The organism is Paenibacillus sp. NPDC101420, from assembly GCF_050277435.1.
Classification (GTDB): Bacteria; Bacillota; Bacilli; order Paenibacillales; family Paenibacillaceae; genus Paenibacillus_AQ.
Genome location: NZ_JBNNSE010000003.1, coordinates 237,072 through 250,354 on the forward strand (window position 1 = coordinate 237,072; position 13,283 = coordinate 250,354).

General features: G+C 45.6%; 12 protein-coding genes. 9 read left to right on the top strand and 3 right to left on the bottom strand.

What is annotated here, in order from left to right; all coding sequences use genetic code 11:
- The 3 genes from ACQKMP_RS16350 to ACQKMP_RS16360 all read right to left on the bottom strand — a co-directional run bounded on the left by ACQKMP_RS16350 (nt 1) and on the right by ACQKMP_RS16360 (nt 3,775).
- Nucleotides 1–1,137 (bottom strand): glycerate kinase, encoded by a 1,137-nt coding sequence (locus ACQKMP_RS16350; RefSeq protein ID WP_427469954.1) that lies wholly within the window; start codon nt 1,135–1,137, stop codon nt 1–3.
- Nucleotides 1,138–1,178: 41 nt separating this feature from the next.
- Nucleotides 1,179–2,447, bottom strand: coding sequence for a GntP family permease (locus tag ACQKMP_RS16355; protein ID WP_341051195.1), 1,269 nt, complete (start codon nt 2,445–2,447; stop codon nt 1,179–1,181).
- A gap of 161 nt (nt 2,448–2,608) precedes the next feature.
- On the bottom strand, nt 2,609–3,775 hold the full coding sequence (locus tag ACQKMP_RS16360) for a sugar diacid recognition domain-containing protein (RefSeq protein WP_427469956.1): 1,167 nt from the start codon (nt 3,773–3,775) through the stop codon (nt 2,609–2,611).
- Nucleotides 3,776–4,056: 281 nt separating this feature from the next.
- Between ACQKMP_RS16360 and ACQKMP_RS16365 the strand changes: the two genes are divergently transcribed.
- From ACQKMP_RS16365 to ACQKMP_RS16405, 9 genes are all read left to right on the top strand, one after another.
- Entirely contained in the window at nt 4,057–5,412 is a 1,356-nt protein-coding gene (locus ACQKMP_RS16365) for an MFS transporter (RefSeq protein ID WP_427469958.1), read from the top strand.
- Nucleotides 5,413–5,479: 67 nt separating this feature from the next.
- Nucleotides 5,480–5,695: a hypothetical protein gene (locus ACQKMP_RS16370; protein ID WP_042192779.1), complete on the top strand. Its 216-nt coding sequence runs from the start codon at nt 5,480–5,482 to the stop codon at nt 5,693–5,695.
- A 27-nt stretch (nt 5,696–5,722) separates the two neighbouring features.
- Complete coding sequence (locus ACQKMP_RS16375) at nt 5,723–6,409, top strand: hypothetical protein (protein ID WP_149645450.1); 687 nt, start codon at nt 5,723–5,725, stop codon at nt 6,407–6,409.
- Nucleotides 6,406–7,608, top strand: a complete 1,203-nt coding sequence (locus ACQKMP_RS16380; protein ID WP_427469961.1) for a glutathionylspermidine synthase family protein — start codon at nt 6,406–6,408, stop codon at nt 7,606–7,608. The genes ACQKMP_RS16375 and ACQKMP_RS16380 overlap by 4 nt, the downstream gene beginning before the upstream one ends.
- Before the next feature lie 39 nt (nt 7,609–7,647).
- Nucleotides 7,648–8,241, top strand: a complete 594-nt coding sequence (locus tag ACQKMP_RS16385; protein ID WP_179085796.1) for a hypothetical protein — start codon at nt 7,648–7,650, stop codon at nt 8,239–8,241.
- Entirely contained in the window at nt 8,238–8,630 is a 393-nt protein-coding gene (locus tag ACQKMP_RS16390; RefSeq protein ID WP_042192771.1) for a DUF350 domain-containing protein, read from the top strand. The genes ACQKMP_RS16385 and ACQKMP_RS16390 overlap by 4 nt, the downstream gene beginning before the upstream one ends.
- Nucleotides 8,631–8,768: 138 nt before the next feature.
- Nucleotides 8,769–9,782 (top strand): potassium channel family protein, encoded by a 1,014-nt coding sequence (locus ACQKMP_RS16395; protein ID WP_427469963.1) that lies wholly within the window; start codon nt 8,769–8,771, stop codon nt 9,780–9,782.
- Nucleotides 9,783–9,920: 138 nt separating this feature from the next.
- Entirely contained in the window at nt 9,921–11,969 is a 2,049-nt protein-coding gene (locus ACQKMP_RS16400) for a catalase (protein ID WP_427469965.1), read from the top strand.
- Between the two features lie 173 nt (nt 11,970–12,142).
- Entirely contained in the window at nt 12,143–13,282 is a 1,140-nt protein-coding gene (locus ACQKMP_RS16405) for a glycosyl hydrolase family 8 (RefSeq protein WP_042192765.1), read from the top strand.
- Nucleotide 13,283 lies beyond the last annotated feature (1 nt).

Here is a 13,283-nt window from a genome sequence, read left to right on the forward strand (position 1 = left end):
TTAACGTTTACTATGTTTGATTAATGTACCTATATTGCGCGCGGTGCGCTCCATGTTGAAGGAAGCATCGGTGAGCGCTTTATCTAACGTACATACTCCAGGCACGATGGAGAAGAACATATCGATACCATGCTCGTACACGGCTTCTACGCCAGTACCGAGGGAACCCGCTAAGGCAATAACAGGTACACCGGCGGCTTGTGCTACTTTGGCAACACCAATCGGTGTTTTGCCATAGACGGTTTGGCTATCCATACCCCCTTCGCCTGTGATGACATAATCGGCATCTTTCACTTTATCCGCAAGCTTCATGGCATCGACGACGATGTTCACGCCTCGCTTCAATTTGGCTCCTAGGAAGGCCATCACGCCAGCACCTAGTCCACCTGCTGCACCTGCACCTGCTGTATCATTCACTTCTTTGCCGAGATCGCGCTCAATGATGTTTGCTAAACGTGCAAGATTTGCATCCAATTGCTTCACCATGTCGGGTGTTGCACCTTTTTGCGGACCGAAGATGGCGGATGCCCCGCGCTCACCAGTTAACGGATTGTCTACGTCACATGCGGCTACCACTTGTACACCGTGGAGTCTCGGATCTACATGATCACTATCAATACGGGTAACTTCAATTAGGGATCCTCCACCGTATCCAATCTCCGTTCCATCTTCTCGCAGGAAGCGGAATCCAAGCGCTTGTGCCATGCCTACACCGCCATCGTTGGTTGCACTGCCACCAAGACCCATAATAATAGAACGTACGCCTGCATTCAGCGCATGAACGATAAGCTCTCCTGTACCCTTTGTCGTGGTGATCAACGGATTACGCTCTTCCTTCGGCACAAGCCCAAGTCCAGAAGCAGCTGCCATCTCAATAATCGCGGTCTTTCCATCTCCCATAATGCCATAAAATGCATTCACAGGGTGACCGAGCGGCCCTGTTACGTCACAATGTACAATTCGTCCGCCTGTCGCATCGACGAGTGACTGAACCGTACCTTCGCCGCCATCTGCCATCGGAACTTTAATATATTCTGCATCGGGAAAAGAGGAACGAAGTCCTCGTTCTATGGCCTCACAGGCTTCCATTGCTGTCATACTTTCTTTGAATGAATCTGGTGCCAAAACAAACTTCATGCTCTTCACATCCTTTTGTGTTGTTTATGCTTCGACAGTTGTTATAGGAACCATTGGAATACACCGAATACTAATGTCGAAACGATCGCTAGTGTTAGACCAATTGCGGTTTCATAAGGAATCAATTTCAGACGCTCTTTCATCTGCATGTTCACACTGCCACCAGTTGCGTGGAAGAAGCTGCCGTGAGGCATGTGGTCTAATACAGTCGCACCAGAGTGAATCATTGCCCCTGCTCCAAGCGAAGCTACGCCAAGTCCCATGATGGTGGAGCCGAACACAGAGCTTGCTACGGCTGTGCCTGCTGTTGTCGATGCTGTTGCAAGAGACATTAACGCACCACTGATTGGAGCAAGCAAGTATGCCGGTAGGCCAGATGCAGTAAGGCCGTCGATAATAACATCCTTTAATTGCGAATTTGCAATGATACCAGCTAGTGTACCTGTCCCGATTAACATGACGGCTACACCCGTCATTTTACCAAGACCAAATACAGCGAACTCATTTAACTTCTTAAATCTTCCCATTGCAATGGCGCCTACGATACCTCCTACTGGAAGCGCGATAACTGGATCGATTACGATGCCTGCAATTGGACGAAGGGACAACAAGATAATGGCTACAAGTGGAGCTAGAAAGGCTGTAAAGAAGCTTGGAAGCTGCTCATTCGGATTATTCGTTACCTCAGAAGCTTCTACTTTACTGCCTTTATTGTTTAAGCGCTTTGCGATGAAGTACGTTACGATAATCCCGAATACAGCTGGGATTATACCTGCTGCCATCAACGAAGTTAATGGAATGTGAAATGCATCTGATGCGGCAATCGCATTCGGGTTTGGTGACATGATGTTACCGGCTTTACCGCCGCCGATCATAGCGATCAGGATTGCCAATTTCGATAGATTCGCACGTTGTGCAATAGCTAATGCAATGGGTGCTACAGTAATAACAGCTACATCCACGAATACACCGACCGCTGTAAGAACCATTGTTGCTAAGGCTAATGCGAGTAATGCCCGTGTCTCGCCGGCCTTCTGAACCAACGTCTCTGCAATCTTTTTCGCCGCGCCTGATTCAATCAATACACCTGCTAACACACCTGCTGCCAAGATGCGAAGCACGGCAGGAATCATCCCTTTGGCACCATCCATCATCAGCGTAATGGTATCCACCATACTCACGCCGCCGATTAAACCACCTACTAACGCACCGATCATCATGCCGTAGGCTGGCGGTACTTTTTTCAATATTAGAACGATTGCCACAACCAATGCAGCTAAAGCACCTAAAACGCTTACACTCACTGTCATGAGTTATTCCTCCCCAGTTTTACACAGAGTTGTATATATCGATATGTGGTTTGAGCTCATACCTATACTTTAGCGAATATTTGTAAGCGTTTCATTAGGCGGAGAAATAAACATTTCGCATCGATTGATGTCTTTTTTTGTGCATATGCACATATATCCTCTTATTCATCACAAGACATAGCAGAATGCTCCAACAAATATAACCAACGCGCACTCATGAGTAGGAACAGCTCCTGATAATTTCTTGGATCCTTCCCTGTGAGCTCGGTTATACGCTGGAGTCGGTAGCGTAACGTATTCCGATGAATGCGCAGTCGTTCAGCGATATGCTGTTGCTCCCCACTTTCGAAGTAAAATAGATCTAATGTCTGCTGAAGCTCACCACTACGATCCTCCTCCACAAAATGCGCCCATAGCTGCAGCAACTCCTCCGACATCCAATTATGTACACTCGGAACGACCATCGTCTCCAGTTGCAGATCCGTTGCATAATAAACCGGCTCATCCGGATATATTGCATAGCCTGCACGCATCGTATCTTCTGCGGATTGAATGGACTTCATCATCCCTTGAATCCCTGTAAAAGGTTTGCCTACCGCGATACGTAGTGGAGAAATCTCCTTTTCATCTAACCAACGTCTTATCTGGTGAATTCCTTCACATATATCCGTATGCGGCTTCCGCTCATGGAGATGCTCCTTGACCAGAACAACTTGTCTGGCATTACGAATGGTAATCAATTGAACAGCCGGGCGTCCTTCTAATACATCAGTTACCCGCTTCATTGTTGCCATTAGATCCTCTTCATTACGATTAATTAATTCAATGATGCATGCGATATGAGGCTTATCCACCTGAAAATGAATCTGCTGTGCTTGATGTCGCAATGTTTGTACGTTCCCCTCATCGCCATTCATCACCGCGAGCAGGAAATTCTCCTTCATTCGTTTGTCCCATTGAGCCTGCTCTAACAGCTTCATATGCTCAAGATACATTTCCGCTGTCATCTTCACCAATTCACCATACTTCGTCACTTCCTTGGGATCACCAGTAATCCCAATAACACCAACAATCTCATTCTCAAACTCAATAACAAGGTTCGTGCCGGGCAATACCCCCTGCAATCTAGCGGCGCTCTCCTGATCAATCTCGAATCTGCCACGACGCTCTATCGCGAGTAATGCACCCTCATGTGATTGCCCTAACCGCTTACCATCTCCAGACCCAATAATTCGTCCTCGCTTGTCCATAACATTGACGTTGTACCCAATCACATGCATCGTACGTCGAACAATTTCCATCGCAACTTCTTTTGTCAAACCCCTCATGGCTACTACCTCCTATTTAGAAATTCTCTATGCGAACTCTTGTGAACACTCTTTTCCTAGTTCATGCGCGATATAATATACCTCTAAGATCTTATCATTATCACAAGCCGGGTCTGATTGAAACACTACAAGTATATATTGCGGAGAATGGAGATCATAATCGAACGGGAGTGTGGATTGATGTGGCGCAAGTAATTCCCTCTTCTAATTGCCAACCTCTTTTTATAGGCATAAAATTAGTTGAGCATGTATAGATAAATTAGGACAGGGATGGAGTAGGAATGAATGAGAAAGTAGGAATGAATGATAAAATTGTCATGCCATTATGGACGATGTGCCTCTTTATTGTAGTGATGAACACAACGATGTTTAATGTATCGCTTCCAACCATTATTCAGGATCTCCAACTTTCTGCTGACCTAGGCTCATGGGTCATTTCCAGCTATTCGATTGGATATGCGTTGTCGACGGTTATTTATAGCCGGTTATCCGACTTGGTGCCGATTCGCAAGCTCTTGACCATTGGCTTAATTACGCTTGGGACAGCATCAGTGTTTGGATTGTTCGCACATGACTTTAATATGCTATTGATTACAAGAATCCTACAATCTGCGGGCGCCGGATCTATGGCTGGATTGGGGCTTGTACTCGCCAGTCGCTATGTTCCGATTGAAAGACGCGGCGCTGCTATTGCGATGATCTCGGCGGGTAGTGCAATGGCCTTTGGTTTGGGCCCTATTGTCGGAGGTGTCATCAGCCAGTACTTTGGCTGGAACGGATTGTTCGGCATAACTTGCCTTGTGCTTATTGTGCTGCCGGTACTACTGCGGTTATTGCCTAAGGAACAGCCACAGCCTGCAAGCTTTGACATCCTGGGGGCGGCGCTGACCGTGGTAAATGCAGCAAGTCTGCTGGTAGCTGTAACTACCCAGTCGCTTGTATGGCTAGCGGTGGGTGTAGTGTCTATTATCGTGCATACCGTACATCTGAAGAAGGCCAAGGAATCATTCATTAATCCACAGCTGCTTACCATGCCGGGTTACTTGAAACTGGTTGCCATAGGCTTTTGTATTCTGGTGCTGAACCTAGGGAACTTGTTCCTGATGCCGCTTGCGCTCGCTAATCTGTTTGATAAATCAGCGCTGATGATTGGTTTGTATATCGCACCGGGAGCGCTATTATCTGCATTTCTGACCCGTTATGTGGGACGTTTTATTGATCGGTACGGTAATATACGCTTCTTAGTGATTGGACATTGTATACTTGCAGCCGTTATGGCTGTGTTTGCCCTGAATCTTTCTGTATCACCTGTAGTACTGCTGCTAGGTTATCTATGCTTCTCTCCCGCTTTCTCAGCTACGATGGCATCCTTAAACAATGAAACTTCTATAGTTCTTCCAAGGACTTGGATTGGTTCTGGTATGGGGCTTTTACAGCTGGTTCAATTCTTCGGAGGCTCTGTATCTGTTGCAGTCTGCGGGCTTTTGCTGCATGCTCAGCGTGATATCTCCCCTGCAAAAGCATATCAGCATGTATACGGCGTGTTGCTCCTCGTTTGCTTATGCTCGTTAGGAATTCTTCTTATATATAGACGTTCTAACGCCAAGAGTAAGGTTGGGCAGTCTATGCACACCTAGAACTGAAACGAAAAGGTAATAAAGACGTATCAGATGCTATAGCAGAACTAAGGAAGGAATGGTAATAATGGACAATGGGATGAATGTAATCTTATTTGAAAAAATGCCGGAAGGCGGGCTGCGAGTCATTGAGGAACGCACGTGGAGCATGAATATGATCGCAGCGCTAGAGCATGTCAATTATATTGTGGTTGGCAGTGTTGAATATGAAACGGTTGAAGGACGGCTGAATGTAGATGAAGGCAAGCTGGAGCTTTTACTTGTTCCGATGCACAACGAATGATTGAGATAAGGGAAGGAGAACCTTACGATGTCTAAAGATGAAAAGGATAAGGAATTAGCGGTATCCAAATTATTCACTTCTGATGGTAAGCCCATTCGAGTATTATCTACTTCGCTAGGCATAGCTTTGTTAGCGAATGCTATGTTTATTCCTGGCGGCGCAGGGGCTAGTGCAAATACTTCTGGAGATGAACCACAGCTAGTGTCCTGGTCTACCGAAGAGGTTAAAGCCTATTTTGACAAAAATGTGGATTGGAATATTCCATATCCGGAAGGTGCACAAGAGGTAGAACAGGAAGGCCAAGGTGTTGTAACCAATAATGGAACGACGGTAGTGAATAACTATGGTGGATATCATTCAGGTTTTGGTTGGGATGACTTGCTGCTATATCACATGCTGTTTAACAGTGGTGGCAATTACTCTTCCAGAGGATGGTCTAAGGACCGTCCAACTTATTATGGAGGCACGAGAACAACTTATAAGCCGCCTACCTATAGCAGTGAGAAATTCCAGAATAAGAAGGTTCCCGGTTCTGTTGTAAAGCCCAAAACATCGACTTCCTCCACAGGCTCCATTACGAGAAGAGGTTCTTCCTCAAAAAATGGAATCGGTGGCACTTCCAGCGGATTAAACTCTTCGAAGAACTCTAAATCTAGCTCAGGCTCGAAGTCCTCTTCGAGATCAGGCTCAAGTAAGAGTGGTTTTGGCGGATGAGTGAGCAGCAGAGTGTATTTGAAATTCTAGATCAGTCTGAGCTTGAAAGAGGTCCACGGGTCAAAGCGTTATATGAACTCGGGTTCACTTGGGCTGATCTTGAGGATGAAGAGTACTGGTTGGATGCAATTGCTCTAATGCAAAGGGACACTTATAAGGAGCTTGAAGAAGCCTCATCAAAACTCTGGGCCATTCTCGATAAAGCGGTTCGCTATGTTCATCTAAAGCGCGATTTGTATGAACTGCTTGGGATTCCCCCTGTACTTTGGGAGATGCTTGACGGATGTCCTATGCCAGAAGAAGGATTCATTAGTCGGTATGCCAGATTTGACTTTGCCATAGCCCATGATGGGACGATTAAGCTGCTCGAACTGAATGCGGATACCCCAACAGGTTATGTGGAAGCCTCGATAGCTACACCATGGATCTGTGAGCAAGCTGGAATGCAGAGTCCAAATCAAGGGATGAAGGCACAAGTTGCGGCAGCTTGGCAGGTAGAACGTCCGGATACCGCAGCTTGTGTGGCTTATGGATCTCATCTTGAAGATTCAGGTACGATAGAAGCATTAGTGAAGCACAGTGGTCTCGATATCCAGCGTGTGGATTGTCTTGATCTGTGGGTCGACAACGGAATTCTCAAGGATGGGGAGGACCGTGTGATCGAGCGGATGTTCGCTCTATATCCTAAAGAGTGGATGGCTGTGGATGAAGGCGGTGATGCCCTCGCCTATGCGGTAGAGCAAGGGAATCTTCAGCTCTTTAATGGTCCTCACAGTATATTGCTCCAATCCAAGGGGCTGGTTGCAGCGGTGTGGGGAATGTATGAGCTGGGCCTGCTATTCGACAAGGAAGAGCGAGAGACGATCTCGCGCTATATTTTGCCTACTTATAATAAGCCTGTATTCTCAGGGAACTTTGTGTCCAAATCTGTTTTTGGCCGTGAAGGGGGTTCGGTGCGCATGTTTGATGATAGCGGTGCGCTAGAGCTTGAAGATGAAGACGGTTATGACAGTAGTCAGCTCTTCCCCACTGTGTATCAAAAAAGAGCTGATTTAGCACGGATAACGACATCAGAGGGTGAATTTCATCTACTGACAGGCATGTTCGTGATTAACGGGAAGCCTTGTGGTATGCTCGGCCGAGCGGGCGGATTGATTACAGGCAATGCCAGTCATTTTATTGCGTTGGGAGTGAGATAATTGGATAAGAGCAAGAAAGCCCGAATCGGAGTCTTATGTATGATGCTTTTGACGGTACTGTTGCTAAGCGCATGTTCCAGTAATCAGGGCAGTGTATTTGATTCAGGAACAGCTCAAACTTCAGATAGTGTAGCACGGGTACCGTGGGACTACCGGGTGGTAGAGAGTACCGTAGGGGATTTAATTGGGAGTGACATGACGGTTTTGCCGGATAATGAACTGCTCCCGAATGATGGGAATTATGCTACTGGCGATAAAATTTGGACACTTCAGTTCATGGACGCCGAGTTAATCACGGATGCTGATCAGAAGAATGAAGTTCGCCTGTCTTCATGGAGCACGATTAAGTCTTATGCAGATGAAAAAACGGCAGCAGAGGATCTTACCAATCTTAAAGTATCGGTAACCACTGATGTTGATCTTGTAGGAGTATACAAGACTAAGTATAAGGATAAGACAAGAAACTTTGCGGTGCTTGAGCTCCCTTCAGGAAATCGGATTAAGCAGCCGATTGATGATGAACGCTATACCGCATTAGAGAAAAAGAAAACCGCTTCCGTAGTCCTTGAGGAAGTACATGATTTTGCCGACTATGATTCGGCTTATGCGAAATTTCGGGGGTGGGCGAAGTGACGATGGTGGTTAATTTGGTAGTGAGTGTGTTTGTGATTATTCTTTTGCAAGTGTTAGGCATGGTGATCTTTGGTTTAATGACTCCGTTTAAAGATATGGAGGAGCTGAAGAAAGGCAATGTGGCTGTAGCTTTGGCTTTAGGCGGCAAGTTTCTGGCAACGGCTATTATTATTGGCGTAGCGGCGTATACGAATACCTCCATTTTGCACATGATCATTTGGTTTGCGGTAGGTTATGTGTGCTTGATAGCGGCTTATTGGATCTTTGAATTGGCAACCCCAACCTTTAAGATTTCAGAGCATCTGGAGAAAGGGAATGTGGCTGTAGGCACTATGCTTTGCTTGGTGTTTATTGGGACTGCATTTGCGATTAGCAGTTTGATTGTTTAGTTTCAACTTGAAATAGGATAAAGACAAAGGTTGCCCCGATCCATCCGTCGAGTGGCAGCCTATATTTCTCGCATAAACGCTTACTGTCCTTAAAGGACGCCGGAGTCGTTTTGCTTGATGTGAAGAAGGGGTGGGCAGATGCATCTGTTTCTGAGAATTTCCACCAAGATGATGCGGTTACGTAAACGGACGATAGGGCTAATCATTCTGATCTTTATAGTTCTTAGTGCGTCGATTGCTTACCTGATCGAGCCGGGTACGTTTCACAGTTGGTTTAATGCATTTTATTGGGTCATGACAACGATGGCGACCGTAGGGTATGGGGATTATTTTGCAGAGACCGTAGTTGGAAAGCTGTTTACCATGTTTCTATATATCTTTGGTATCGGCCTCCTCAGCTTGGTTATCGGTAAGGTTATTGACTCCATTGCGGAGGTGCAGAGAAGGAGAGGAGCGGGAACGTTGAGCTTTCGGGGAAAGGATCATGTGATTCTGATTAATTGGAGTAAGAAAGCACAAGCTGCCGTAGAGGAGATTCTATGCTATTCGCCGAAATGCCACATTGTCATCATTGATGAGACAGGAAGTCATCCTCTGGAGCATATGGATCAAGTTCACTTTATAAGTGGCGATGCCTCCGGTGATGAGATTCTTCTTAAGGCTAACATCCATGAAGCAAGAGCAGCCATTGTGTTCGGGGACACAAGGATTGATGAAGCATCGCTGATCGACGGCAAATCTTTGTTAATTGCCTCTAGCATTGAGCGCATTGCACCACAAGTACATACGACTGTAGAAATAATGCAAGAGAAGAATATTCAGAATTTCAGGCATGTCCAAGTAAACGAGTTCGTTCTTTCGCATGATGCCATCTCCAGACTGGCTGTTCGTTCTGCACTGCAAGAGGGCAACTCTGAGGTGATAACGCAGCTGCTGAGCCGTAAATATGGTGATGATATTTATGAGATTCCAGTGAATACTACGTGGAAGACTTATGGGGACGCGTTTCAGAGCCTGCTTCTGCAAGGTGCAACCTTATTGGCGGATCGTAGCGATCTAAGTATCAATCGAAAGCTGGATCAGGCTATTCCTAAGGATGCTAGATTGTATGTTGTTTCCGATGAAGCGACGTATCGTAGGATCAAGGGTTAGGTCAGAATTAGATGGAATAGGCGGATTTTCGGGAGCTATGGCTTCGCGGAATTCCGCCTTTTTTTGTTTGCCAAACTTTCCTAAAGGGTAAGAGATACATGATAATATTTACTTTACCTTTGGAAGGAGCCATTGTTAATGAGTGAACATCAAAAAGTGAACGGAAAAAGCAAGAATGAGCAACTGGAACAGTTTCGCAGTAAGGATGAAGGTCACACCTTAACAACGAACCAGGGTTTAAAAGTATCAGAGGACGAGTTCTCCTTAAAAGCGGGTGATCGGGGCCCAACCTTACTGGAAGATTTTCATTTCCGGGAAAAAATGACGCATTTCGATCATGAGCGAATCCCTGAGCGAATCGTGCATGCACGTGGATTTGCTGCTCATGGTGAGTTTGAAGTATATAAATCACTGAAAGAATATACAAAGGCGAAATTCCTTCAAGATCCCTCTGTGAAGACACCGGTATTTGTCCGATTCTCGACGGTAGCCGGATCACGGGGATCAGCCGAGACGGTGCGGGATGCCCGCGGATTCTCTACCAAATTCTATACAGAGGAAGGGAATTACGATTTAGTCGGAAATAATATGCCCGTCTTTTTTATTCAGGATGCGATCAAGTTCCCAGATTTAGTACATGCGCTTAAGCCTGAGCCGCACAATGAAATGCCTCAGGCCGCATCGGCTCACGATACCTTTTGGGATTTCATAGCCAATAACCAAGAATCGGCCCATATGGCAATGTGGCTGATGTCGGACCGCGCTATTCCACGTAGCTTCAGAATGATGGAAGGGTTTGGGGTGCATACTTTCAGGTTGATTAATGAGCAAGGAAAAGCCCATTTTGTTAAATTCCACTGGAAACCAGTGCTCGGTGTACACTCTTTAGTGTGGGACGAAGCTCAGAAAATATCAGGAGCGGACCCTGACTTTCATCGTCGTGATTTATGGGAATCGATTGAAGCCGGCAACTTTCCGGAATACGAATTGGGCATTCAGCTTCTAAGTGAAGAAGATGAATTTAAGTTTGATTTTGACGTGCTGGATCCTACAAAGCTCTGGCCAGAGGAAGATGTACCTGTACAGATTGTTGGGAAAATGACCTTGAACCGCAACGTGGATAATGTCTTCGCCGAAACGGAGCAGGTAGCTTTCCACCCTGGACATGTGGTTCCAGGCATCGATTTCACCAATGATCCACTGCTTCAGGGCAGATTGTTCTCATATACGGATACTCAGCTAATTCGGCTTGGCGGTCCTAACTTCCATGAGTTGCCGATCAATAGACCGGTATGTCCTTTCCACAACAATCAACGTGACGGGTATGGACGGCAGACGATTAATCAGGGTTCAGTGAGCTATCACAATAATTCGCTTGCTAACAATACGCCTGCACCTGCAACAGAGGATGCAGGTGGTTATGTACATTATCAGGAGAAGGTTGAGGGCCGTAAGGTGCGTAGCCGGAGCAAAAGCTTTGAAGACCATTTTTCACAAGCCAAGCTGTTCTGGAACAGCATGAGTGCTCCAGAAAAAGCGCATATTATTGAAGCCTATTCATTCGAGCTCGGGAAGGTAAAGAGTAAGTCTGTCCGGCAGCAGGTTGTAGATATGCTCGCGAACGTTACGTTAGAGCTTGCTGTGCCTGTAGCAGAAGCTATTGGAGCGACTTCACCGAAAACAGGGGGTTCCGAGGTAGCTCAAATCTCCCCGGCACTAAGTCAGGCAAATACGAAGAAGCACCCAAACACACGTAAAATAGGTGTGATTATAGGCGACAGATTTGATGAAGACTTGGTGATGCCTGTTCTGGATACGCTTATGAGAGCCGGGATCCAACCAGAAATAATCAGTGATAAGCTTGGATTTATTAAAGGCTCGAAGGGGACAGAGCTTGAAGTCATTCATACCTTATCCACGACAGATTCGGTGCTCTTTGATGCAATTTATGCAGCTGGTGGAAATTCGGAACATAAGAAATTCCATAAAGATACAGCGCAATTCCTGAACCAAGCCTATTCTCACTTTAAGCCCATAGCGGTGACTACTGAAAATGCTAAACTACTTGAAACGGCCGAGCATAGAAGCAGTCCGGGTGTAATCATTGGAGATGGCGGAGAGGTGTTCGCTGCCAGCCTTGTCGCGGCAATTACTGCCCATCGTTTTTGGGAACGTATGAATGAATAAATAACTGATACAGAGGGGATATCCCGCTCGCCAAAGGCGTAAGGATATCTCTTTTTTGTCCAAGGATAGATACATAACACTCACAGTTTGATTTAACATTTTGTTGTATATTACCGTTATAGATAATACTAGGCAGTAAGCAGAATAGGAGAATATTAAAAGGAGGTGATCACTTGAGGAAAATAATTATTGCTGCACTAGCGATATTTGCAGGCATTATAGGGTTAACGGCATGCGAAAAAACGGCAGTACCGAATCCGTCCAATAGTGTTCATACTAATTCTCCAGCTCCAGTAGATTCGGAAAATGATACTAAGGTAATCCAGACGCAGGAAGTAACTAACTTAGAGCAGTTTATTACCTCGAAACTCACAGGTGAGTACGGTGTATATACTAATTTTATTGAAACAGATCAGTCGGCGGAAGCGGCGAGTGGACACGAAGTTCTGAGTGAATCGGCATCTCTCCGGATGCTGGCAGCTGTGCGTAGCGGCCAACAAGAGAGATTTGCAGAACAATGGCAACTGGCTAAGCAAACTTTTGATATCAACAGTGGTTTCAGCTACCGTTACAGTCCTAAACAGCAGAAGCTATACCCCTTGAATGCTGCCGTTGATGATTTGCGTATGATTCAAGCTCTTTATGAGGCGGGGGAGAAGTTCGGCGATAAACGTTATACAGCTGAAGCGGATAAATATGGCGAAAGATTATATGATTATAATGTAAAAGACGGAAAACTTTATGATTTCTACGATATGGAATATTCTTCAACAAACACATTCGTCACTTTGTGTTATATTAATTTGGGCACTTTGCGAAAAATGTCGATTCCTAGCCAATTTAGTAAGAAACTGACGAATGATTTGAACGTAATATTGGAAAACGGATATTTATCGGATGAATTCCCCTTTTATGAGACACGGTTTAATTATGAGAGCGGAAAATATAGTTCGGAAAACATCAATACAGTAGAGTCGCTTTTATCCATTCTAGCCTTAGCTGAGGTGGGCCAGCAGAAAGCCACCAGCATTGATTTTATCAAGCAACAGGTCGAAGCTGGAACGTTGTATGGGCAATATTCGAGAGAAGGTAAGCCGCTGAACGATATCCGCTCCACAGCCATTTATGCCATTACGGCTATGATCGGCTCAGAAATCGGCGATGAATCTCTCCACCATAAAAGCATTGAAAGAATGAACGAGTTCAGAGTAACAGATGTTGATAGCCCACTGTACGGAGGATTCGGTGATGTCGCTAGCGGCCAAGCTTATTCTTTTGACAACCTGATGGCATTACTGGCCTATGTCTATTAAC